Origin of the sequence: Gluconobacter sp. OJA, from assembly GCF_039638325.1 — a bacterium.
In the GTDB taxonomy this organism is placed as follows: Bacteria; Pseudomonadota; Alphaproteobacteria; order Acetobacterales; family Acetobacteraceae; genus Gluconobacter; species Gluconobacter cerinus.
Map to the genome: position 1 here is coordinate 2,185,746 of NZ_JBDIWI010000001.1, position 23,954 is coordinate 2,209,699.

20 protein-coding genes are annotated in these 23,954 nt (G+C 57.9%); 14 read left to right on the top strand and 6 right to left on the bottom strand.

Annotation, left to right across the window (positions count from 1 at the left end):
* The first annotated feature begins 42 nt into the window (after positions 1 to 42).
* The 3 genes from tsaD to ABDK75_RS09940 are packed head-to-tail and all read left to right on the top strand — an operon-like array spanning position 43 to position 2,942.
* Positions 43 to 1,116 carry a tRNA (adenosine(37)-N6)-threonylcarbamoyltransferase complex transferase subunit TsaD gene (gene tsaD / locus ABDK75_RS09930; RefSeq protein WP_346005742.1) on the top strand — a complete coding sequence of 358 codons (1,074 nt, stop codon included), beginning with the start codon at positions 43 to 45 and terminating at the stop codon, positions 1,114 to 1,116.
* Between the two features lie 24 nt (positions 1,117 to 1,140).
* Complete coding sequence (locus ABDK75_RS09935) at positions 1,141 to 1,968, top strand: 23S rRNA (adenine(2030)-N(6))-methyltransferase RlmJ (RefSeq protein WP_346005743.1); 828 nt, start codon at positions 1,141 to 1,143, stop codon at positions 1,966 to 1,968.
* Positions 1,965 to 2,942, top strand: coding sequence for an NAD(P)H-dependent glycerol-3-phosphate dehydrogenase (locus ABDK75_RS09940; protein WP_346005744.1), 978 nt, complete (start codon positions 1,965 to 1,967; stop codon positions 2,940 to 2,942). Before ABDK75_RS09935 ends, ABDK75_RS09940 begins: the two co-directional genes overlap by 4 nt.
* Positions 2,943 to 2,951: 9 nt before the next feature.
* Here ABDK75_RS09940 and ABDK75_RS09945 read toward each other — a convergent pair whose 3' ends face one another.
* Positions 2,952 to 4,196 carry a nucleoside transporter C-terminal domain-containing protein gene (locus ABDK75_RS09945; protein WP_346005745.1) on the bottom strand — a complete coding sequence of 415 codons (1,245 nt, stop codon included), beginning with the start codon at positions 4,194 to 4,196 and terminating at the stop codon, positions 2,952 to 2,954.
* Between the two features lie 89 nt (positions 4,197 to 4,285).
* On the opposite strand from ABDK75_RS09945, the gene ABDK75_RS09950 reads away from it, so the two are divergent.
* Positions 4,286 to 4,780 carry a glutathione peroxidase gene (locus tag ABDK75_RS09950; protein WP_083956279.1) on the top strand — a complete coding sequence of 165 codons (495 nt, stop codon included), beginning with the start codon at positions 4,286 to 4,288 and terminating at the stop codon, positions 4,778 to 4,780.
* On the opposite strand, the gene ABDK75_RS09955 is transcribed toward ABDK75_RS09950, so the two are convergent.
* Positions 4,721 to 5,176 carry a DUF4112 domain-containing protein gene (locus tag ABDK75_RS09955; protein ID WP_346005746.1) on the bottom strand — a complete coding sequence of 152 codons (456 nt, stop codon included), beginning with the start codon at positions 5,174 to 5,176 and terminating at the stop codon, positions 4,721 to 4,723. The two genes, ABDK75_RS09950 and ABDK75_RS09955, sit on opposite strands and share 60 nt — an antisense overlap.
* A gap of 105 nt (positions 5,177 to 5,281) precedes the next feature.
* On the opposite strand from ABDK75_RS09955, the gene ABDK75_RS09960 reads away from it, so the two are divergent.
* The 4 genes from ABDK75_RS09960 to ABDK75_RS09975 all read left to right on the top strand — a co-directional run bounded on the left by ABDK75_RS09960 (position 5,282) and on the right by ABDK75_RS09975 (position 12,714).
* Positions 5,282 to 5,518 (top strand): hypothetical protein, encoded by a 237-nt coding sequence (locus ABDK75_RS09960; protein ID WP_046899673.1) that lies wholly within the window; start codon positions 5,282 to 5,284, stop codon positions 5,516 to 5,518.
* 64 nt (positions 5,519 to 5,582) lie between these two features.
* On the top strand, positions 5,583 to 7,139 hold the full coding sequence (gene murJ / locus ABDK75_RS09965) for a murein biosynthesis integral membrane protein MurJ (protein WP_346005747.1): 1,557 nt from the start codon (positions 5,583 to 5,585) through the stop codon (positions 7,137 to 7,139).
* A 98-nt stretch (positions 7,140 to 7,237) separates the two neighbouring features.
* Complete coding sequence (mutS, locus tag ABDK75_RS09970) at positions 7,238 to 9,868, top strand: DNA mismatch repair protein MutS (protein WP_346005748.1); 2,631 nt, start codon at positions 7,238 to 7,240, stop codon at positions 9,866 to 9,868.
* Complete coding sequence (locus tag ABDK75_RS09975) at positions 9,865 to 12,714, top strand: [protein-PII] uridylyltransferase (RefSeq protein WP_346005749.1); 2,850 nt, start codon at positions 9,865 to 9,867, stop codon at positions 12,712 to 12,714. The genes mutS and ABDK75_RS09975 overlap by 4 nt, the downstream gene beginning before the upstream one ends.
* Here ABDK75_RS09975 and ABDK75_RS09980 read toward each other — a convergent pair.
* On the bottom strand, positions 12,683 to 14,371 hold the full coding sequence (locus ABDK75_RS09980) for a tetratricopeptide repeat protein (protein ID WP_346005750.1): 1,689 nt from the start codon (positions 14,369 to 14,371) through the stop codon (positions 12,683 to 12,685). The two genes, ABDK75_RS09975 and ABDK75_RS09980, sit on opposite strands and share 32 nt — an antisense overlap.
* Positions 14,372 to 14,523: 152 nt before the next feature.
* On the opposite strand from ABDK75_RS09980, the gene ABDK75_RS09985 reads away from it, so the two are divergent.
* The 6 genes from ABDK75_RS09985 to ABDK75_RS10010 all read left to right on the top strand — a co-directional run bounded on the left by ABDK75_RS09985 (position 14,524) and on the right by ABDK75_RS10010 (position 20,894).
* Entirely contained in the window at positions 14,524 to 14,862 is a 339-nt protein-coding gene (locus tag ABDK75_RS09985) for a hypothetical protein (RefSeq protein ID WP_233126245.1), read from the top strand.
* Between the two features lie 49 nt (positions 14,863 to 14,911).
* Entirely contained in the window at positions 14,912 to 15,904 is a 993-nt protein-coding gene (locus ABDK75_RS09990; RefSeq protein ID WP_346005751.1) for a hypothetical protein, read from the top strand.
* A 22-nt stretch (positions 15,905 to 15,926) separates the two neighbouring features.
* Positions 15,927 to 17,327, top strand: a complete 1,401-nt coding sequence (thrC, locus tag ABDK75_RS09995; protein WP_099210398.1) for a threonine synthase — start codon at positions 15,927 to 15,929, stop codon at positions 17,325 to 17,327.
* Between the two features lie 68 nt (positions 17,328 to 17,395).
* Positions 17,396 to 18,661: a pitrilysin family protein gene (locus tag ABDK75_RS10000; protein WP_346005752.1), complete on the top strand. Its 1,266-nt coding sequence runs from the start codon at positions 17,396 to 17,398 to the stop codon at positions 18,659 to 18,661.
* Positions 18,658 to 19,989 carry a TldD/PmbA family protein gene (locus ABDK75_RS10005; RefSeq protein WP_346005754.1) on the top strand — a complete coding sequence of 444 codons (1,332 nt, stop codon included), beginning with the start codon at positions 18,658 to 18,660 and terminating at the stop codon, positions 19,987 to 19,989. The genes ABDK75_RS10000 and ABDK75_RS10005 overlap by 4 nt, the downstream gene beginning before the upstream one ends.
* A complete protein-coding gene (locus tag ABDK75_RS10010; protein WP_346005756.1) occupies positions 19,989 to 20,894 on the top strand; it encodes a TIM44-like domain-containing protein in 906 nt (301 codons plus the stop codon). Before ABDK75_RS10005 ends, ABDK75_RS10010 begins: the two co-directional genes overlap by 1 nt.
* 126 nt (positions 20,895 to 21,020) lie before the next feature.
* Here ABDK75_RS10010 and ABDK75_RS10015 read toward each other — a convergent pair whose 3' ends face one another.
* The 3 genes from ABDK75_RS10015 to ABDK75_RS10025 form a co-directional block, all read right to left on the bottom strand.
* Positions 21,021 to 21,968: a heme o synthase gene (locus tag ABDK75_RS10015; RefSeq protein ID WP_408874417.1), complete on the bottom strand. Its 948-nt coding sequence runs from the start codon at positions 21,966 to 21,968 to the stop codon at positions 21,021 to 21,023.
* Positions 21,965 to 23,140 (bottom strand): cbb3-type cytochrome c oxidase subunit I, encoded by a 1,176-nt coding sequence (locus tag ABDK75_RS10020; RefSeq protein ID WP_346005757.1) that lies wholly within the window; start codon positions 23,138 to 23,140, stop codon positions 21,965 to 21,967. The genes ABDK75_RS10015 and ABDK75_RS10020 overlap by 4 nt, the downstream gene beginning before the upstream one ends.
* Positions 23,141 to 23,223: 83 nt before the next feature.
* Positions 23,224 to 23,904 carry a class I SAM-dependent methyltransferase gene (locus tag ABDK75_RS10025; RefSeq protein ID WP_046899684.1) on the bottom strand — a complete coding sequence of 227 codons (681 nt, stop codon included), beginning with the start codon at positions 23,902 to 23,904 and terminating at the stop codon, positions 23,224 to 23,226.
* Between the last annotated feature and the right edge of the window lie 50 nt (positions 23,905 to 23,954).

Sequence of the window (23,954 nt, forward strand, 5' to 3'; positions counted from 1 at the left end):
TCATTCAGGCGGGGCTGTCATGATATGAGAGACTCGGTCATAATGCATGCCATGTCTGACCCTGCTGCATCCCGCCCCCTTCTGGCGATCGAAACGTCCTGCGACGATACCGCTTGCGCTATTCTGGCCTATGACGGCACCATTCTCGCCGAAGGTGTTCTTTCCCAGAACGATCACGCCATTCTTGGGGGCGTCGTACCGGAAATTGCAGCACGAGCTCATCTTGATGCCCTGCCCGCCCTTGTCCAGTCCGTGCTCGACAAGGCCGCCCTCACCTTGCAGGACATTGATACCTTCGCAGGAACGACTGGCCCGGGCCTGATTGGTGGGCTGATTGTGGGCAGTTCCTATGCAAAAGGGCTGGCTCTCGCACTGGGTCGACCTTTCATTGCAGTCAATCACATTGAAGGGCACGTCCTGACGGCTCGACTGCCGTCGCTTGAGGCCGATCTTCAGCTTCCATTCCTGACGATGCTGGTCTCAGGCGGTCACTGCCAGTGCATTTCCGTGGAACAGACAGGCCAGTACGTGCGCCTTGGCGGCACCATTGATGACGCCGCTGGCGAGGCCTTCGACAAAGTTGCCAAAATGCTTGGTCTTGGCTGGCCGGGTGGGCCTGCTCTTGAAAAACTGGCACAGGAAGGCCGCGCTGATGCTTTTGCACTTCCCCGCCCGCTTAAAGGGCGCGACGGCTGCGACTTTTCTTTTTCCGGCTTGAAAACAGCCGTCAGCCGCCTGATTGAGCCCTTGGGATCAGGCGCTCTTCCGCGCCAGTTCGCTGCCGACGTCGCCGCATCCTTCCAGCAGGCTGTGGCAGATGTCATGGCAGACCGTGCGGAACATGCGCTTGCAATGGCGCCTCACACGACTGCACTCGTCGTCGCAGGTGGCGTAGCTGCGAACCGGACACTTCGCGGTGCACTGGAAACTGTCGCAGACCGCCACGGTATCCCATTTATCGCTCCTCCGCTGCGCCTCTGCACGGACAACGCAGTCATGATCGGCTGGGCAGCCCTTGAGCGCCTCCATGCGGGTGAGCATCCCAACGAAATAGATGTCGCAGCCCGCCCCCGCTGGCCTCTTGCGGAACGTCATCCCGCTCATAGCCCTTCCTGATTCCATAGCCGGAACCCGTCTCCCGTGAACTACAGACACGCCTATCACGCCGGAAATTTTGCGGATTGCATGAAACACGCGATCCTTCTGGTGCTTCTGAAGTCCCTCGCGCGCAAACCTGCTGGATTTTGTGTTCTCGATACACATGCAGGCTGCGGACAGTATGACCTGTCTTCTGAAGAAGCCCAGAAAACCGGCGAATGGAAAAGCGGGATTGGCCGACTTCTGGACTCGGAAGAGCCGGCCCTTCAGGATTATCTGTCCGCCGTGCGCGACCTCGGCCTTTATCCGGGATCACCGGCCCTCGCTCGCCATGCGCTGCGCCCCCAGGACCAGCTTGTGGCCTGCGAACTTCACCCAGAAGATGTTCGCCCGTTACGTCGCCTTTTCCGGGATGACCCGCAGGTCTCCATTCATCATCGCAACGGGTACGAAGCTTTGCGCGCGCTTCTCCCCCCTAAAGATCTGAAGCGTGGTCTGGTTCTGATTGATCCACCATTTGAGAAGCTGGACGACTTTACGCAATGTGCTGGGGCGATCTCGCTGATCCGCAATCGCTTTCGCGCAGGCATTGTCGCGGTTTGGTATCCCATCAAGCACCGCACTCCGGTTCGGGCCTTTTACAACGCTCTGAAGGATGCAGGCATTCGCGATATTCTTGCGTGTGAATTTCTTCTGCGCCCGGCGTTGGACCCGTCTCGCCTGAATGGATGCGGAATGCTGGTCGTGAATGCTCCTTTCGGATTTGAAGAAGATGCCGCGCGCGTCCTGAATGCGTTGAAGCAGGGGCTTGCGACGGATGACCCGGAAGACGACATGCAGGTGCATATTGAACGTCTGGTAGAGGAATGAACATGAACGGGCGCCATATCGCAGTCATCGGCGCAGGCGCCTGGGGAACGGCTCTCGCATGTGCCGCGGCCCGTACCGGAGCACGCGTTACACTCTGGATGCGAACTCCGGTTCCTGCTGGCGTCCGGGAGCTTCCCCGCTTGCCCGGTATCCAGCTTCCTGAGGCGGTCACCGTTACAGGTGTTTTCCCAACAGATGCGGACGTTGTGCTTCTGGTTGTGCCTGTTCAGACTGCACGCTCCGTATCCGTCGCACTGGAAGGTGTTCTCGCTCCAGGTGTGCCGGTCGTGACGTGCTGCAAGGGCCTGGAACAGGCGACCTCGCTTCTGCCACTTACCGTACTCGCCGAAACGATGCCTGATCGGCCAACTGCCGTTCTTTCTGGGCCAAACTTCGCCATTGAAATTGCAAAAGGCCTTCCGGCAGCAGCGACATTAGCCAGCACAGATCTGGCACTGGCAAAACATCTCACCAGTATCCTCAACTCGTCATCGTTTCGCCTCTATGCCAGTGATGACATTGCGGGTGTGCAGCTTGCCGGAGCAGCAAAAAACGTTGTGGCGATCGGCGCGGGTATCGTGATCGGAGCAGGCCTGGGCGAAAATGGCCGGGCAGCCCTTATCACCCGGGCTGTCGCCGAGATTGCGCGTCTGGCCGAAGCGTTGGGCGGACGTGCTACCACTCTGGCGGGCCTATCTGGCGTTGGAGACCTGATCCTGACTTGTACCGGGCGGGGCTCACGGAACTACAGTCTCGGTATCGAGCTCGGAGAGGGTCACCCCCTGTCAGAAATCCTCGCTTCCCGTACAACGGTTGCAGAGGGCGTTTTGACCGCGCCGGCGCTCGTGGCGCTCGCTCAAAAGATGGGCGTGCACGTCCCGATCCTTGAGACGATCACCCATCTGCTCTCAGAAAAACTAACACTGGAAGAAGCCAGAACGCTGCTGCTGGACCGGCCGCCGACGCTGGAATAAATCGGTTTTTCACACGAACAACCCGGCGATCACGGCGCTCATGGCGTTGGAAAGTGTACCGGCCACTACAGCACGAACTGCCAGCTTCGATACATCCGTCCGCCTGCGCGGCTCCGCACTGCCAAACGCACCAATCAAAATGCCAATGGTGGAAATATTCGCAAATCCACACAGTGCGAAAGACAGGATCGTGATGGTTCGATGCGACAGGACATGCGCGTGAATCATGGGAGAAAGATTCACGTAAGCGACGAACTCGTTGAATGCGATTTTCTGGCCGAGCAATCCACCCGCCACCACACACTCAGACCACGGCACGCCCATCAGCCACGCAAAGGGCGCAAAAACGTAACCGAGGATTTGCGCGAGAGACAGACCGACCATCGCCAGAAGACCATCTGTCAGGGCAATAATGCCAACAAAGGCAATCAGAACCGCCCCGACTGCAACCGCGATTTTGGCACCATTCATGGCACCTTCGGCCAAGGCCTCAAACATGCTGTGATGGCCATGATCCGCCCCGGCAATTTCCGTGCTGACATGCCTCGGGCCGGGGAACAGAACACGTGAAAACAGCAGCCCACCCGGAATAGCCATTGCAGACGCAGCGAGCAGGTTCTCCATTGGAACCCCTAGCGACGCATAGCCTGCCAGAACCGAGCCTGCGATGGATGACGTCCCGCTGCATAGAACCGTCGCCAGCTCTCCAATAGAGAGTCCGGCCAGACAGGTCTGGAGCGCAATCGGCATTTCACTCTGGCCAAGGAAAATGGTTAGAACGGCTGAAAAGGATTCCAGCTGCGTGGTGCCGAGAATTTTCGCGAGAGCGCCACCGATGATGCGCGACAGGAACTGAAGCACACCCCAGTGCTGCATCACCCCCAGAAGCGCTGCGACATACACGATTTCAGGCAGAACCTTGAGGGCGAAGATAAATCCTCCGTCCCCGAAAACCGTGTCCATTTTCGGCCCTACAAGACCACCGAAAAGGAAGGCACTTCCCTGATCCCCGTAAGACAGGACCTTCGTCACGGCCCCGGAAATCATGTGGAGCCCATGTGCCCCGGCGGGAATCCAGAGAATTACGGCTGCAATAGCCACCTGAAGGGCTAAGGCACGCGCAACCAGTTTCCAGTCGATCGCCCGCCAATTCGTGGAAAATAACGCGCCAAGACAGAGAAGACCGGCCATGCCGATCAGGACGCGCAGGATCACGAAGGCAAGCTCCCTTTCAAAAACAGAACGGTTGCACAACCTGTCTGCATGACAGCGCCATGTCCAGCCCTGCTCTCGCCTCTTTAGCAGTATGATATTACAGTAGATGAAAATGAGGGGGAGAAACCATGACCTGCGCCTATGATTTCCACCTGCCCGGGCTGTCTGGGGAAACAATTGATCTTTCCCAGTTCCGTGGTCGGCCACTCCTGATCGTCAACACAGCCTCGAAATGCGGCTTTACCCCCCAGTATGAAGGCTTGCAGCATCTGTGGTCCCTCTATGGGCGCGACTACCCGGATGGCATGACGGTTCTCGGCGTACCTTCGAATGATTTTGGAGAGCAGGAGCCGGGCTCGGCAGAAGAGATCAAGACATTCTGCCACCGCAATTACGGGGTCTCATTCCCTATGGCGGCCAGAGCCCATGTCAAAGGGCCAGATGCCATCCCGCTCTTCAAATGGTTGGGTAAAGAGGGCGGATTTTTATCTCGCCCCCGCTGGAATTTTTATAAGTACCTCGTGAACCGCGAAGGGCATCTCGTGCGGTGGTTCACACCGCTTTCAAAACCGACGCCCGGACGGGTAGAAGAGGCCGTCCGCCGGATTCTTCTCGATCACTGAATTATATGGTGCCCCGGTTTCCGGCCGGGACAGCGCCTCTTCAATCAGGCGGACATTGCGCATGTCAGCCTTGAACACGGTATCGAACAGGTCCCCCATTAGCGGAACAACACCAACTACCGCTTCGATGCCCACATTAAGCAGCATCTTGCGCACAGTTGCTGCTCCCACACCCATCCGGTGGCCTTCCCAGACAATATAGAGGGAGAAGAGCGTTCCAAGAGCCAGCCCTCCTCCGGGAATGAGCCCCAAGACCGTATCAACACCTGCTCTCAAGCGAAGCCCGGGAATTCGGACAGCCGAGTTCAGAACCCAGGCCAGACGCTTAAGCCGCTCCAGCCTTCGTAAGAGTTCTGCGGTGTCTGATGGAGATGAGGAAAATGCGGTTTTGACCATGATACAAAATAACACGCAGACGGGATCGAGAGTTTCCTCTTTTTCCTTGACGCAGCGTATCAAAAAACGCGAGCCTCATGACAGGAATATGACAGGAGACTTCTCATGACAGCGTCTCTCCTTCGGCCCATTCTGCCGCTTCTGGTCGTTGCTGCCCTTGGCGCCTTCACGCCTTCTGTCGCACATCACGTCACGAGCTTTCTGGGCCTGCCCGGCATCTTCTGGGCGAGCGTCATGCTGACGCTGGAAATCGTTCTGCTTTGTATCGGCTTGGCTGCCGTTCGCCCCTCAATGACGCGTCCCTCAGAAAAACTTTACGCTCGCGAGACTGTTCTTCGGTAAAAATCGTTCCTTCTGGCTTCTGGAGGATATGTTACCCGTCAGCGGGATACGCTAGAGACAGGAAATGCTTCGCAATTTCCTGACAGTTGGCAGCTGGACCATGCTTTCGCGTGTTCTGGGCCTGATTCGTGACCAGCTTCTCGCTGCCTTCCTTGGAGCCGGCCCCGCACAGGACGCCTATCTGGTGTCCCTGCGCCTCCCGAACATGTTCCGGCGACTATTCGGAGAAGGCGCGTTCAACGCAGCCTTCGTGCCGATGTTCACCGCCAAGTATGAGACTGAAGGACGCACCGCGGCCCTGCGTTTCGCGGGGCAGGCCCTATCCGCTCTGGTAGCATGGCTGGTGATCCTGACGATCATCTGTGAACTGTGCATGCCCCTCATCATCTCGATTCTTGCCCCCGGTTTTCAGGGCGAGCGTTTTGAGATGGCCCTGACGCTGACACAGATCACTTTCCCCTACATGGTCATGATCTGCGCGGCGGCTCTGGTTTCCGGCGTGCTGAATGGTCTGGGGAAATTCAGTGCTGCATCCGCCGCCTATCTGAGTTTCAACATCATCGGCATCGCAGCGATCTTTCTGGGGGCCTATGTCTGGCGCAGTGTTGCCCTGACCAGTGCGTGGGGTGTCGTTATTTCGGGCATCGTCCAGCTGGGTGCCCTGTACTGGGCCGCTCATCGTGCCGGTGTCGCGCCGCATCTCGTTCGCCCCAGCTTTTCAAAAGATATCCGTGGTCTGATGCGACGGATGGGGCCGGGTCTCGTCGGATCGGGTGTCACACAGATGAACCTGATGGTGGACACGATCATTGCCACCAGACTGCCCGTTGGTTCCCCGTCGATTCTGTACTTCGCGGACCGGATCAACCAGCTCCCTCTTGGCGTTCTTGGTGCTGCGGCGGGCACAACCCTCTTGCCGCTTCTCACGCGACACGTGGCCAACAACGACCGCGTTTCCGTACATGCCAGCCTGAACCGGGCCCTCGATTACGCTCTGCTTTTGACCCTTCCCGCAACGATGGGCCTGATTGCACTGGCTCCCTCGATCATGGCTGGCCTGTTCAGCTACGGTCACTTCACAGTCGCAGATGCCCTGAAGTCCGCCCAGTCCCTGCGGGCCTATGCTCTTGGGCTTCCAGCATTTGTACTCATCAAGGTCTTTTCGCCCGGCTTTTTCGCTGAAGGGGATACCAGCACTCCGGTCCGGATTGGTTTCTTTACCCTTGGATTGAATCTGGCGCTTAATCTGGCGCTCTACAAGCCACTGGCTCATGTAGGCCCTCCATTAGCCAGCACGATTGCGGCGGTCGTGAACGTCGCCATTTTGGCAGTGCTGCTGCATCGCCGTGGCATTTTCCAGCCTGACCCTCGGCTGAAAAGCCGCTCAGCCCGCATAATCGGCGCCTCCCTCATGATGGCCCTCTGGGTTGCCGCAGCACAGAAATTTGCCGCTCCCGACCTGCCGAACTGGCACGGAATCTGGCGCCTGAGCATGCTGGGCGCACTGATCGTGTTCGGAGGCGTGGTCTACGCCATTTCTCTCGACGCCCTGAAGGTTCTGAAACTCAGTGACGTGCTCGCAGCGTTGCAAACGCGCATCGCCAGAAGACGCACACGCTAAGACACTGATCCTGCCGGTTCACACACCGGCAGGGACACGGTAGTTTCCCTTCCCCTCCTCATATCTCACCACCGGAGACCGGACCCATCGGCACGTTCATGCCCCTGCCTTCTGCCGCCAATGCCACGCCTTCCATGGCGCAATGGTTCGCGCTCAAGCACCAGGAGCCAGATGCTCTTCTGTTCTTCCGAATGGGTGATTTCTACGAGCTGTTCTTCGCAGATGCCCAGGCAGCCGCAATGGCGCTCGATATCGCGCTGACAGCACGGGGCAATCATAACGGCGAGCCGATTCCCATGTGCGGCGTTCCGGTCGCAGCGGCACCGGCCTATCTGTCTCGTCTGATTCGCCGAGGCTTTCGCGTCGCTGTTGCTGAGCAAACGCAGGCACCGCAAAAAGGCCAGAAAGGCCCGCTTCCCCGCGCGATCGTCCGTGTCGTCACTCCTGGCACTCTGACGGAAGACGAACTGCTCGAAGCTGGCCGCGCCAATCTGCTTCTGGCTATTGCCCGCTCCGGAGACCGCCGCTCCAAAATGATTGGCGCAGCCTGGATCGATATTTCTACAGGCGCGTTCGAGACAACGTCCGTGCCTGAAGTCGCCCTTCCAGAGCTGATGGCCCGCCTGGACGCTGCGGAAGTTCTTTCCGATCCAGAGCTCATCCCGGCAGACCACGCCAGCCGGCTTGCACCAGTCGCTGTTCCGCCGTCTCTGGATAGCGCCCGCACTCTGATTTCCCGTGCCTATGGGGTGGCACAGATTGATGCGCTCGGAGACTTCCCGGACGAGCAGGCCATCGCCTGTGCCATGGCACTTCACTACGTTCAGCGCAGTCAGGCCGGAGCGCTTCCCAGACTCTCGCGCCCGATGCCGCAGGGCATCAGCGGCGTGCTCGGGATCGACCCAGCAACCCGCGCCAGCCTCGATATTCTGCGCACCCGTGATGGGGAGACGAAATACAGCCTGTTCGGTGTGATCTCCCGCACCGTCACAGCAGCAGGCTCCCGCCTGCTCTCTCAGTGGATTTCCTCTCCACTCACTGACGCCATAACCATCACCGAGCGTCAGAACGCATGGCTGTGGCTTCAATCCGTCCCGGGTTTTACAGCCGCATTGGGCGATATTCTTAAACGCACACCCGACCCGGCTCGCGCCCTCGGCCGCCTATCGGCAGGACGTGGCCAACCGCGCGATCTCGCATCCATTCGCGATACTCTGATTGCCGCTGACGACCTGACAGCCCTCTTCCAGCCGGCCTGTGACAAGAGCACACCGTCTCTGATTCGCACGCTGACGGCTGGCCTTTATGGCCGCGCCGATGCCCTTTTGGACACGCTGAAAGCTGCGCTTGCGGAAGAATTGCCTGCACGCATCGAGGACGGTGGTTTCATCGCCGTCGGATTTGATGCTGAGCTGGATCAATACCGGACACTCCGGGATGAAAGTCGACGGATCGTCGCAGCACTTCAGGGGCGCCTCTCCGAAGAGTACGGGATCGGCAATCTCAAGATCCGCCATCATGCTCAACTGGGTTACGTCATCGAGGTCCCTGTTGCAGCCGGGGCGAAGCTGAAAGAACGGCCTGAGCTTTCTTTCCGACAGGGCACAGCCAGCCTCGCACGCTTCTCCACTGAAGAACTCGCTGCGCTGGACCGCGCCATTCTCGAGGCAGCAGACAAAGCGAGCACGCTGGAGCGCCGCCTTTTCACAGCGCTCTGCACCCGTATTCTCGAAACCCCCGCGCTGGACGAAGTCGCAGAATATCTTGCCCTGACAGACGTCTTACGATCCTGCGCAATTCTGGCAGAGGGAGGCTCGTGGTGCCGCCCAGCTGTCACGGACGATACCGATTTCGAGCTTGTCGCTTGCCGACATCCTGTTGTCGAAGCCGCCCTCACAGAAACCGGCAGCGCGGACGCACGCTTCATTCCCAATGACTGCGCTCTCCCCCCAGAACACCGCGCCATGCTCCTCACCGGCCCGAATATGGCGGGTAAATCCACATTCCTCCGCCAGACTGCTCTTGCCGTGATCATGGCGCAGGCCGGGCTGCCGGTTCCGGCGAAAAGTGCCCGTATTGGTGTTGTGGACCGGCTATTTTCCCGTGTGGGTGGTGCAGACGATCTGGCGCGTGGGCGCTCCACCTTCATGGTGGAAATGACTGAAACTGCTGCCATTCTCAATCAGGCTGGTCCCAAATCTCTTGTCGTCGTCGACGAAATTGGACGTGGAACGGCAACGCTGGATGGCCTCTCTATTGCCTGGGCTACGCTTGAGGCGCTTCACACCCAGCTTGGCTCGCGCACGATTTTCGCTACGCACTTCCATGAGTTGGGTGCTCTGACCGAGTTTCTGCCGCGTCTGGCTCCGTACACTATGGCCGTCAAAGAGTGGCGGGGCGAAGTCATTTTCCAACATGAAGTCCGCCCTGGCTCAGCCCGTAAGAGCTGGGGCCTGCATGTGGCCAAACTGGCCGGGATTCCGCAATCGGTGGTGAACCGTGCTTCCCGGCTTCTCAGCACATTCGAACGTGAACAGGCTGAAGCCCGCTCTTCGCTGCCATTGTTCGAAGCCGTTGCAGACGCATCAGAAGACGCCCCGGAGCCGCAGGTTCTGCACTCTCCGGCCCTCGATGCGCTTACGACCATCAATCCGGATGATCTCTCTCCCCGAGAGGCGCTAGCCGCGCTATATGATCTTAAACGCCTCGCTACAGGAGACAGGACTTGAAAAGTGCTGGTTTCTGGGGCGAAAGTCTTCCTTCCCCTTTCGCTGACGATACGGATACGACCCTGTCTGACCGCAAAGCCATGACCCCGTCGCTGCAAACAGCTCTTCAGACTGCCGCCGCACAGGGGCTGACGTCCCGAGATGACGTCCTCTCCATCCTTCGTCGTCATCTTGGCAATGGCCATGCAGATATCCGCATCAGGTTCGAAAAGCGCCTGATCTCGGGGATTGATGCGGCACGCGCGCTCGCGGCTCAAGCCGACAGCGTTGTCTGTGCGCTGGCTGATCTTTCTGCCGCGCAGGACAATGCGTCCTCCGAAGAGCCACTCTGTCTGTGTGCCACCGGCGGCTATGGAGCGGGCCTTCTCGCCCCCTTCAGCGATATCGATATCCTGTTTCTCATTCCGGAAGATGCGTCTCCGGCCCTGACCACACGCATTGAGTTCATTCTCTATGCCCTCTGGGATCTTGGCCTCCGAGTCGGTCATGCGACGCGCTCCATCAGTGCCTGCATCAAGGACGTGGCCGAAGATCTGACCATCCGCACGGCCCTTCTGGACCTACGCCCCCTTTATGGTGATCGGACGCTCGCCCGTAATCTCCGTTCTGCCCTCGGTGCGGACCTCCAGAACGACACGCTGTGCGATTTCGTCCGTGGCAAGATCGAAGAACGTGAGCTGCGCCATCGCCGCTTTGGCGACAACCCCTACATGGTTGAGCCGAACATCAAGGAAGGCCGCGGCGGTCTCCGTGATCTTCAGACACTGAACTGGATGGGCCGTGCCGCTCTTGGCTGCGCCATTACAACGCCAGACCAAAGCACGGCCCCTGCCGAAGCCGTCCCGACACCATCCTTTATTTCCTTTGGCCTCCTGACCAACCGTGAAACCCACCGCGCCCGGCGTGCGTGGGATTTTTTCTGGACGGTTCGCCTGCACCTTCACTACATCACCGGCCGCGCGGAAGAGCGACTCACCTTTGACGTTCAGCCCGTCATCGGTGGCCGGATGGGCTATGCCACGCACGGACGTCAGCGCGGTGTCGAGCGCTTCATGCGACACTACTTCCTGACGGCACGGGACGTGATGCGCCTGACGCATGTTCTTCAGCCGATCGTGCTGATGCGCCTGCAGGATCAGGCCAGCGACACTCATCCGGAAGCACTCCCGGGGCCAGAAGGCTTCGAACGCATCGCCGGACGTCTCTGCCCTGTTGATCCGGTCACGTTTGCGAAGAATCCGCGTGACATGTTCCGAATGCTGGACTGCGCGCGCCGGCATGATCTGGAACTGCACCCACTTGCCATTCAGCAGCTGATCCGCAACGAACGGCATGCCGTTGAACTGCGGGATGATCCGGAAACAGCGCAGATCTTTCTCAATCTGCTCTGTGAACCAAGTGCAGATGAGACAAAAACCGTTCCGTTCTGGCTTCCCATTCTGAACGAAACCGGCCTGCTCGGTCGCCTGCTTCCGGACTGGTCACGCGTTGTCGGCCAAATGCAGTTCGACAGCTATCACATCTATACGGTGGACGAGCACATCATCGAGGCCGTCCGTATGATGGGCCAGATCGAAGCGGGTCATATGGCGGATGAGATCCCGCTGGCTTATGGGCTCGCCAAGGATCTGCGCTCACGCCGGGCCCTTTATGTCGCGGTTCTTCTCCATGACATTGCCAAGGGCCGTGGCGGCGATCATTCGGAGCTCGGGGCGGATCTGGCCCTCACCATCTGCCCACAACTGGGTCTGGATCCTGAAGAGACAGAGACAGTCTCATGGCTGGTTTTGCATCATCTGCTGCTGTCCCAGACAGCATTCACCCGAGACATTGATGATCCCCGGACGATCCTTGATCTCGCAGACACCATTCAGTCTCCGGAACGCCTTCGCCTTCTCCTCCTCCTCACAATCGCGGACATGCGCGCCGTCAGCCCCAAAGTCTGGAATGCCTGGAAAGCCACGCTTCTACGTGAGCTATTTTCCCGTGTAGCAGAAGTTCTGGAAGGCGGACTGGCCGCAACGGAGCAGGACGGCCGCGTCACGCATGCTCGTGAATTGGCCCGGGATGGTCTGAGCTCACTGCTGCCAGAAAGCAGTATCGAGCACTTTCTGGCTCTCGGATATCCCAGCTACTGGCTCGGTTTCGACACCGATACCCACATGCGCCATGCACGCATGATCCACGATTCGGACCGATATCGCTCACCAGTCACGGTCGAGGCTTATCCAATCCCGGAACGCGGCGTGACAGAGCTGACCGTGCTTTGTGCTGACCATCCAGGACTGTTCTCACAGATTGCTGGCGCCCTTGCTGTCGCAGGCGCATCCATCGTGGATGCCCGCATCCATACCCTCAGCGATGGCATGGCTCTGGATACTTTCTGGGTTCAGGACGCTGATGGATGTTCCTTTGAAGATCCTCACCAGCTTGGTCGTCTTAATCATCTGGTCGAGCAGGCCCTGTCTGGTCGCCTTGACCTGAAGAAAGGTATCGCGGAGGCGCGTCACCGCGGCGCTTCCCGCCGGATGCGCGCTATTCACGTTCCACCCCGTGTAGTGATCGATAATACCGCTTCGGACCGGCATACTGTCATCGAGATCAATGGTCGTGACAGATCTGGCCTGCTCCATGACATCACAACGACGCTGAGCGAGCAGTCGCTTCAGATTTCCTCTGCTCACATTACCACCTATGGAATGCGGGCTGTGGACGTTTTCTATGTTCGTGACCTTCTGGGCATGAAGATCACAGATCCAACGCGCCTGGGTCACATACGTGAAACACTCCTTGCTTCCCTAACGCCACAAACCGTCAAGAAGGCTGTTGCTGCGCCCACTCCCTGAGGTTTTCGGCCACCTGTTCCACAACGGGTGGCCACGCTTCTGGCAGGAAGCCTTCTGGCCTGAACTGCCGCACATTCTGGTACCAGGGAGTTGTTTTCCACCGCCAGTCACCGCCTCGGCGATTCAACAGCCAAAGCGGGCGCCCCATGGCACCGCCCATGTGTGCCACCGCAGTATCCACACTAATAACAAGCGAGCACCGCCCTACGGCGTCCGCAAGCTCTTCGGGTGTTTCGAGAGAGACCTTTTCCATCCATTCCGGGCAATTTCCCTGCTGAAGGGATACAAAACGAACGCCCTCAACACGTTGCAACGGCTCAAGCCATTCCACGCGAAGAGAGCGACGCCGATCAAACCTGTAAGACGGATTTCCCGCCCAGCAGAGTCCAACAACCCGCGGCTCCGCGATCGACGCGGACTCCAGATAGGGCGCTGTTCCTCCCTGGCCCGCCAGCCCCAGAACAAATGGTAAGCTCAGAAGACTGATTTCTCCTGCGACAGGTCCTTCTGGTTCCAGAATCCGAGCATGGGCCATCGTAGGCATCCGGCTTACTAACGAATCTATTGGAAAATGCAGTCGGAGAGGTCGTCTGGTGGTGGCTAAAGGCAGAAACCTCAAAAACTGTATGCTATCTCCCAGACCCTGCTCTGCCGTCACAGCAATCGGCAATTCACCTTCGGAGCCATCCCACAATGGAGAAGACTGCGGCGTCTTTAGAAGGCGATGTCGACTTTCAAGTTCCTGCCAGCCTTCCGAAAACTCGCCTTCTCCCAGCAAAATAGTCGCGTGATTGAAGCGAGCCTGGGCTTGCTCGTAACCAGACGTCCGATCAGCGATGACCGAAAAAAGCCGCTTGGCTATCTCTTCCTCGCCCATCTCCATCAGAACCGTTCCAAGGTTATTGGCAATCCGGGCATCCTCGGGAGCAAAACCTAGTGCTTCTTCCAAGGTTCGGCGTGCTTCCGGCAAGTTCCCAAGAGCCATCTGAACCAAGCCGAGACTATTCAGGGTTGCTCCGGTTCGGGCTCCCAACTCAAATGCCTTTTCCAAAGCCTGTAGGGCTGACTCTAAAAGTCTGCTTTCAAAAAACGCTGCTCCGAGATTAGCCCAGCCACGCCCATCGCGCGGCGCACGTTTCGTCACTCTGTCAAAACAGAAAAATGCCTTATCCGGACGCCCATCCTGCAGATAGATTTCACCAAGCCTTGTAAGATATTCGACATCGTCTCGCGCAAGGGCGCACGCTTCCTCCAGAGCTTCACAAGCCTCTTTACGCTGCCCCAGCAGCAAAAAGACTTCAGCACTCGCGGCATGGGCGCGCGGGTCAGCAGGCTGCAATGTTCGCGCTACGGAGAGAGCCGCACGTGCGGGTTCAAAGTGCCCCTCTGCAGCGAGTGCTAACCCCAATGTGATATGAACACGCGCTGATCTTGATGCTGGAAGGCCACCAGCCTGCAAAGCCCGTCCCGCCATCGCAATAGCTGTCGCATTCTGCCCGCGAGCACGAGCCAGACAGGCCATGCCGTGCCATGCATCAGGTTGCGCAGGGTCATGAGACAGAATGTCACGAAAGGATTTTTCGGCGCTCGCGAGGTCGCCTCTGGCGAAGCAGTCAAAAGCAAAACGCGTCGGATCTGGCTTGTAATGACCTGTCATCCGTCAGTGATGCGGCCAAATGCCCTGAAAATCCATTCCTTCGAGAAGATTTCGGCAAGACATCCCAAAGAAACACCATGAGGCGTTAACGAAATTTTCAGACTCTGGGCGTCATAACGTCTCGTAACAAGACTAGCCAGAGGCGTCTGACCATGCATCTTGAACAACGGACAGGCAGCGTTCCGGGCCTGGTTTATGCAACTGTGCGCCAGGGTATGACCACGCGCACTTTCCCTATTGAAATCAGACAAACGGCATCCGGTCATTACATTGCCCGCATGCCCGACCAACGCTGGTCCATTGAATGTATGACTGTAGATGCGGCGTTGCTTATGCATGCAGCCGTGCTTTTCCCGGTTGAGCATGAACACGCCCCCTGGCTGTCCAACCCACGACCGGCGCTGTCGCCCGTGCAACGTCATGCAGCCCGCATTCTTTCTTCGAAAACCCGAGAAGAAAAAACGGAGCGAGAAGCCACGCTGGATTATTAGTCCTGTTTGAGGCTTGCCAAATTTTCTGGACGGGCCGATGTCTGGAGCTATGAAAAGCCGGTTTTTATATTCCGTCGCGAGCGCCCTTCTGGGCGCTGCTGGTCTGTTCTCTTCACCTGCTTATGCAGACCATCCGTGGAAAGATGCTCCGCAGTCAGCACAGATTGTTGCTGATGCTGCGCTTGATCGTGTTCAGCTCGGCTCCCTGCTTCCACATGGCGCAGACACTTTCCTGGCTTTGAGTGAAGAAGGTCGCCCTGTTTTACTCGATTCCCAAAATCACACTCATCCGTTTCCGATTGATGCCGCTGCGCAGGAACAAATCCCCCCCCTCGCATTTCTGACGCAGGCAGGATCGGATTACTGGGGCCTGGCAGCGTCGCCTCAGGCAAAACTTGTTCATCTCTCTGTGGATGGAAAGCTCCTTGGAGAGATCCCCTTCGTCGGCGGAACGCTGAAAGGCAGCAATCTCACGGCCCTTCAGGTCCATGGCAGCTTTGCCTATGTGACGGATGAAGGAAAACCGGCCCTCGTTGTTGTTTCCCTGAAGGACGGTAAAGCACAGCGCTTTCTGCCCTATGATCCCTCCGTCACAGGACGCAGACCGTTCACGCGCAACGCACAAATTACCAACGGACCAGACGGGCACCCTCTGACTGGCGGAAATGTTCGGTTTCTAGCGCTCGACGCAAAGGGGCAATGGCTGTTTTACATGCCTGCCTGCGGCCCTCTGTATCGGATTGACGCTTCCCTCCTGACAGATCCGGCTTTCACGCCCGTTGAGCAGCTTGATGGCATTGTGGAATGGCGCGATACGCCGAGCCTCGGCGGCATCACCCTAAGCCCTGAAAACGTCTTCTACATGTCTGACCTTACGGATGGCGCTCTCCTTCAGTTCGGCAGCGAACGCAATCCTCTGATCCTCATCCGGGATACTCGCCTTCTCGAGGCTGGAGCACTGGCGGTTTCTGACAGTCATCAGGTTGCCGTTCTGACATCAGAAGATGGAAAACCGCACATTCTTCGCATCGCCTTGCCATAGAAGGTCGTGATATAAACTTCCCATGCGCTACCGATCTACTCGCGGCGACCTGACCGCCGACGCACCCAACTTCTCCGACATCCTCCTTGCCGGCCTTGCTGGAGACGGTGGTCTCTACATGCCGGAGAGCTGGCCAAAAATCAGCGCCCAGACGTTCCGTGAATGGCGCACGCTCTCCTACGCGGACCTGACTGCCGAAGTCATTTCCCTGTTTTCCGAAGGCGCCATTGACCGCGATACTCTTCGCGACATGGCCCGGGACGCCTATGCAGGCTTTGATCACGCCGCCGTCGCGCCACTTTGCGAAGTGGAGCAGGACCTTTTCTCACTTGAACTGTTCCATGGTCCTACGCTCGCCTTCAAAGATATGGCGATGCAGATGCTCGGCCGCCTGTTCGATCATGTCCTGACGCAGCGGAACCAGAAAGTTACGATCGTCGGTGCGACATCCGGTGACACCGGCTCGGCTGCCATCGAAGCCTGCCGTGGCCGCGAGCGCCTGTCCGTCGTCATTCTTCACCCAAAAGGCCGGACATCAGAAGTTCAGCGCCGCCAGATGACGACGGTTCCGGACGACAATATCCTGAACATTGCCGTCGAGGGTGACTTCGATACCTGTCAGGACATGGTAAAGGCTCTCTTCGCAGACACGACGTTCCGCGACGAAGTTTCTCTTTCCGCCGTCAACTCCATCAACTGGGCCCGTATCGCTGCCCAGATCCCGTATTACGTCCGGGCAGCATTGGCATTAGGCGCACCAGACCGCGAAGTGTCTTTCTCCGTTCCGACCGGCAATTTCGGCAATGTGCTGGCAGCCTGGGCCGCACGCCAGATGGGTCTCCCCATCCGTCGCCTGTGCATCGGGTCGAACCGCAATGACATTCTCACGCGCTTCCTGATTGAAAACGATATGAGCGTCCGTACGGTGGAGCCAAGCCTCTCGCCGTCCATGGACATTCAGGTCTCGTCCAATTTCGAACGTCTGCTGTTCGAACTTCTGGACCGCAACCCGACGCGTTGCGCTGCGATCATGAAAGAATTCCGTGAAACTGGCCGAATGGCCGTACCACACGATGCGTGGACGCGCATGAAAGACGTCTTTGACGGCATGACGCTCAGTGATGAGCAGACCAGCGAAGCCATGCGTCACTTCTACAGCGAAAGCCTCTATCTGGCGGATCCCCATACGGCGATCGGCCTGGCAGTCGGCAAGCGCTTCCAGGAGCCGGGCATTCCGATGGTTGCGGCAGCCACTGCACATCCTGCCAAATTCCCGGATGCTGTTTTCGCCGCGACCGGGATCAAGGCTGCTCTGCCGCCTCACCTCGCTGATCTTTTCGAGCGCCCAGAGCGCTATGACACCATGAGCAGTCAGCTCGCCGGTATTCAGGATGCGGTTCGCACCCATATCCGCCGCCACTGACAGGCTTGTCCCTTCCTACAGGCTCCCCATCTCAGGGAGCCTGTCTTTTTATGATTTTACGGAAACTCATGCCCGATACGATTGAAGTCACCACGCTCGACAACGGTCTGACCATCATCACGGAACGCATGGAACGCGTTGAGACCGTATCCTTCGGCGCCTATGTTTCGATCGGCACACGCGACGAAACTGCCGAAAACAACGGCGTCTCCCACTTTCTCGAGCATATGGCCTTCAAAGGCACAGAAAGACGGTCCGCAGCCCGTATTGCCGAAGAAATCGAGAATGTCGGTGGTCATATCAATGCTTACACTGCGCGGGAAACCACCGCGTATTACGTCAAGCTCCTCAAGGAGGATCTGACGCTTGGTGTAGACATTATCGGAGACATTCTTACGCACAGCACGTTTCTGGATGCTGAAATCGAGCGTGAGCGTGGTGTCATCCTTCAGGAAATCGGTCAGGCCAACGATACACCAGATGACATTATCTTCGATCACTTCCAGGAATGCGCCTTCCCGGCTCAACCGATGGGCCGCCCGACGCTAGGAACCGAAGAGCTTGTTTCCGGCATGACGCGTGAGACGCTGATGGGCTACATGCGTGAACATTACACCACGCGTAACATCACGATCGCTGCGGCCGGCAACCTGCATCACCAGCAGGTCGTGGATCTCGTGAAAGAGCACTTCGCCGACCTTCCCACTCATCAGACCCCAACGCCCCGCAATGCGGACTATGCCGGGGGTGACATCCGCACAACGCGTGAACTGGATCAGGCCCATCTGGTGATGGGCTTCCCGTCTGTCAGCTATCACCACCCTGATCATTACGCTGTCATGATCCTGTCCACTCTGTTGGGCGGCGGCATGTCTTCGCGGCTCTTTCAGGAAATTCGCGAACGTCGCGGGCTGGTTTACAGCGTCTATTCGTTTGCCTCCCCATTCAGCGACAGTGGTCTGTTCGGACTTTATGCGGGAACGGGCGAAGCCGAGGTGGCTGAGCTGGTGCCAGTCATGATTGACGAACTCAAGCGCCTTCAGAACGGCCTAACACCTGAAGAGCTTTCTCGTGCCCGGGCGCAGCTCAAATCATCCCTGCTCATGTCTCTGGAGAGCACGGGTAGCCGGTGCGAACAGCTGGCACGCCAGATCCAGGTTCATGGCCGCCCTGTTCCTGTCACGGAGACAGTCGGCAAAATTGATGCCGTAACGGAAGCTGACATTCTTCGGGTTGCGAAGACCATCTTTGCAGGCACCCCAACTTTCACGGCTATCGGGCCCGTGAAGAATGTGCCTGCCATTGAAGACATCACTGCGAGGCTTGCTGCATGACCACTACGCCCATTGAAGCCCTCCTCGCCGCTGCCAAACGACATGGTGCCGATCACGCTGATGCCGTGCTCATCAGAAATGAATCCGAATCCGCGATGGTTCGCAAAGGTGTCCCTGAAGGCATAGAGCGCTCTGAAAGTGTCGCGCTGGGCCTCCGTGTTTTCCGGGGCCAAAAGGCCGCGTCAGTGTCAACCAGCGTTCTGGATGAAGCCGAGTTTGATCGGCTGGCAGAACAGGCCTGTGCCATGGCGCTCGTTGTGCCAGAAGATCGCTTTGGCGGTCTTGCGCCTGACAGCCTGGTTGGACATTTTGATGCGTCCGGTCTGGATCTGGAAGACACGGCAGCACCGCACATGGACGCGCTCTTGGCGCGCGCACGAGAAGCGGAAGACGCTGCCTTGGCCGTGTCTGGTGTTACCAATACCAACGGCGCTTCTGCCGGGCATGGTCGCACAGTTATTGCGCTTGGCACGTCTGCGGGCTTCATGGGGCGTTACAGCCGTACAGGGCACTCCATCAGCGCCAGCGTACTGGCCGGTGATGGCGCCCTTATGCAGCGGGACTACGCTCATCACGGCACTGTCCATTTGGAAGATCTGGACGCTCCTGCGCTTATCGGCCGTGAGGCAGGAGAACGTGCTGTCTCGCGCGTGAACCCCTCTCGTCCGAAGACTGGCACATACAGCATTATTTATGATCCGCGGGTTTCCTCCAGCCTGTTGGGTCATCTGGCGAGTGCCATCAATGGCGCATCCGTTGCGAGAGGCACGTCATTCCTGAAAGAAGCCATGGGGACGCGTATTCTGTCCGCTGGCCGGACAGTCCGTGACGACCCTCGCCGTATTCGTGGTGCAGGCTCGCGCCCCTTCGACGGTGAAGGCTGCCCTGCGGCAGCTCTGGATCTGATTTCGGACGGCGTTCTCACCACATGGCTGCTGGATTCCAGAAGTGCCCGTCAGCTTGACCTGCGGTCCAACGGGCGCGCAAGCAGAGGCGTTTCAGGTCCACCGAGCCCAAGTGTGACAAATCTTCATCTTGAAGCAGGTGATCTTTCCGCAGGGGATCTGCGTTCCGATATAAAGGAAGGGATACTGATCACGGAACTCATGGGATCATCCATCAATATGCTGACGGGTGATTACAGCCGAGGGGCTTCCGGCTTCATGATCCGTAACGGCGAGCTTGCTGAGCCCGTTGCGGAACTCACGATTGCCGGAAATCTTCGGGACATGTTTTCCCGTATGGTTCCAGCCAGCGATCTTTCCTTCCGGAGCAGCGTGAATGCGCCGAGCATCCGGATTGATGGCATGAGCATTGCAGGACTTTGATGCGTAATTTTCGTCTTTTCTCCGTCGCCTGTGCGCTGCTTTGCGTGCTGGGTTCCGCCGATGCCCGTCCGGGTGGCGGTGCCTCTATGGGGAGCCGTGGTTCACGCACCTGGAGTGCGCCTCCACGGACATCCATCACGCCGAGCTGGACACGCCCAATGGACCGGACCATGGCGCCGCAGTCCAACTATGGCGCACAGACCGCTCCTCGTCCGATGGCACCCATGACGCCGGGTTATCGCCCATCCTTTCCAAACCGCCATCCGTTCATGACAGGTTTTGCAGGAGGCCTGCTGGGCGCTGGTCTGTTCGGAATGCTGAGTGGGCACGGGTTCTTTGGTGGCATGAACGGCGGCACGTCATTCCTTGGATTTTTGTTCCAGGTGTTCGTGATTGGTGCGCTGATTATGTTCGTTCTTCGGCTGTTTAATCGTCGCAAGACGGCAGCAAACGGGATGTCTGGCAGTGCTCCGTTCAGTGCGACTGGAGGAAGCGCTCCCGTCACGTTGAGCAACGACGATTATACCACCTTCCAGCGCCTCCTTCTTGATATCCAGGCAGCCTGGAGTGCAAAGAACACACGTGCGCTTTCCAGCATGACCACACCGGAAATGGCTGGATACTTCAACGAACAGCTTTCTGATCTCGCCAGCCGTGGCGCACGTAACATTGTCTCCAATGTTCAGTTTCAACGCGGCGATTTGTCTGAAGCCTGGCGTGAACGCAACCTGACCTATGCAACGGTTGCCATGCGTTATTCCATGACGGACATCACAACCGACTCGTTTGGCAATGTGATTGATGGAAGCTCAACAGAGCCCGTAACCGTCACGGAACTCTGGACGTTTGTCCGCGCAGACGGGCGCGGAAACTGGATCCTTTCCGCCATCCAGCAGGCTGGCTGAAAGCCCGTTCTTAGAAACGGATCAGTGTAATCACATAGAAAATTGCAGCGAGGGTAATAACCCCTCCTGCAATTCCGACGATACGGCTCTGACGCCGTTTCGCTGCGAGATCAGGCATCGTTGTTTTCATGACAGCAGAACCCGATCCACCAGAAGACCACAAAATAGAAAAAACAGATAAGCCAGCGAGTATCGAAAAGCAAAGCGCGCTGGCTTGTCTTTTGTCAGGCTCACGCCCGTTGCATCCTGCTGGTCCATCAGCACACGCACGGCACACAGGATGAAGCCCAGATCCAGCAGGCTTGTCGTCACTGTGTAAAACATTCCGCATTCATGCGCGAAAGATGGCCACAGTGAGACGGCCGTGAGGATAAATGTGTAAAGAAGGATCTGCCAGCGTGTGTGACGGGCGCCTTTGACGACCGGCAGCATCGGGATGCCCGCTTTGTCGTAATCCTTGCATGCGTAGAGCGACAAAGACCAGAAGTGCGGTGGCGTCCAGAGGAACACAATGGCGAACATGGCAACGGGCAGAATTGCCATGGAATTCATGGTCGCTGCCCAGCCGATCATTGGAGGAAACGCCCCTGCGGCACCACCAATCACGATGTTCTGTGGCGTACTCCGCTTGAGCCACATCGTGTACACAACGCTGTAGAAAAAGATCGAGAACGCCAGAATACCTGCGGCAAGCACATTTGTGGCAAGCCACAGCACGACAACCGACAGTACGGACAGCGCGATACCATAAACCAGCGCACTATCCGCTGGCATTCTGCCATCAGGGATCGGGCGTACATTTGTTCGGCGCATGACTGCGTCGATATCGCGATCGTACCACATATTGATCGCACCGGCGGCGCCAGCACCGATACAGATGCACAGGATGGTAATAAGACCGATGGGAATGGATGGCCATTGGGGAGCCACAGCCATGCCCGCCGCGCCCGTAAACACAACAAGGGAAATAACCCGCGGCTTCAGCAGAGCCAGCCAGTCCTTGAGCGACGAGTCTCCTTTATCGCCCAGAACTGAAAAAAGCCCCGAGGAGGCCAGGGGTGTTGCTTCACTCATGCTTTGGCCCGGGCGCGCCCGGTCTCCTTGATCAGGAAAAGTCCGAGTATGCCGAATGTCAGCAGGCTGAGGCCCATCAGGCCTTCTCCGACCACCATCAGCGCAGGCGTCAGAGAGCAAAGAGCACCCACAAAGGTCAGGCCTGCATGCATACGGCTCAATGGAGACGGAATATGATCTGGGAGCACACGCATCATCCAGGCATAGAAACCACCACAGAGCGCCATGATGCCACCAAATGCCGCAGCTGAATGATCTGTTCCATGGCCCGGCATGAACTCTGCAATCCAACCCGCTGAGAAAAGGATCACGCTGCCCAACGCCCAAAGCGTCGTCCCGTCCAGTTCCTGGCGCTGCTTCCAGACGTCAATGCAAAGCGCAGTCACCAGCAGCACTGACGGTACAAGCTGCGTCAACACCACGAGGCTTCCCTGCACTGCCGCAGGCACACCACCGAAGAGGCCGTCCATCCAGAAGAGCGGACCAACGACGGCCATCACGCCAAAAGCATAGGGAGCCAGCCGGTCAGCCAGTCCTGGCTTATTCCGGCTCGACGACAGCAGATAGCAGACCAGCCCCAGAGCTGGTGTCAGCATCAGGGATGTTTCTGGAAGATGAAGCAGACTGACCAGTTCATGAGCAGCATTGGCCGGAGCCCCGTTGATCATCATCCGCGTCGTGATTGCAGCAAGAACAGGCGCAACAATCGTCACACCTGATGCCGTGGCAAGCATGGACCAGGCCAGTGGGGAAAGCTTCCGGAACTGAAGAACACGTCCTTCAAGAAAAGTCGTGATTATATCCAGAGCGACAGCGAAAACCCCGACAGCCCAGAGCGCGAGTGCAATGATTGGCTGGATTGGAAGAAACACAACGCCGGATGACAGAAAACAGAAGCCCGTCAATGTCAGAGCTGGAAGGGTTGTTCTGTCTGTCCCAAGTTCAGCGGGGAGTAGCCACTGACCGAATCCACCGAGCGCAGCCGGGCAGATTACAAAGAAAGCCATCAGAATGCCGTGGCAGAAAGCCTGCCCGGCAGTCGGATGAATCTGAAGGAATGGCAGAGCCAACGACCCACCCAGAAGACCAGCAAACAGTGCCAGTAAAATAAAGGATGCGCCGATCCGTCTATTGGAAAGAGCGGGGGTAGAGTCGAAGGCCTGATAAGTCATGATCGCGTAGTCGGTCCCTGCCAAGGAATACCGCAGCGAGCGTCGGAATACTCGGCGCCGGCTTAACCGGAGCCATACGCCGATCAGGCGACCAGGGCTGCGGCGTCGCTTTTACTCTCGCATTGCGGCAATGTCACGAGTGTAAACAGCCCGGCAGGCGGAACGGGCGTCATAGTCGCGCGTTTCAGGTCTTCTGGTGGCAGAAGAGACTCGATTGCGAAGTCCGGATGCCAGCCGAGGGAACGCGAGGCACGGGCCATGCCGCGCTCTACCGTCAGCCGCAGGCCACCTGTTGCAAGAAAGTGGTTCACAAACAGGATGTGACCGCCCGGACGAACAACACGCTTCAGTTCGGCAAGAAGACGGTCGGGGTGTGGAACGACGGACGCGACGAACATTGCAACGGCAATATCAAAGCTGTTGTCTTCGAAAGTCGTGGCTTCCGCATCCATTTCCAGCAAATCGTCGACGTTGGTCAGACGGTCCTGAAGAACGCGCTGGCGGGCACGGTCAAGCATATCTTCCGACAGATCAATGCCGGTAATGCGTTTATCCGGAGAATATGACGGCAGCGCGAGGCCTGTACCAACGCCAACTTCAAGAACCCGCTCTCCTGGGAGAGCATTTACGGCTTCAACAGCCCTCTTGCGTCCATAGCCGGAGATACCACCAAAAACAGTATCGTAAACTCGCGCCCATCGACGATAGGCCGCCTTGACGGCCTCCGCATCCAGTGCAGAACGCGGGGAGAGGGTTGAAGACATAATATATGCGACCTTCTGTGTCCGCTCCCCATCAAGACTGGAGAGCTTGT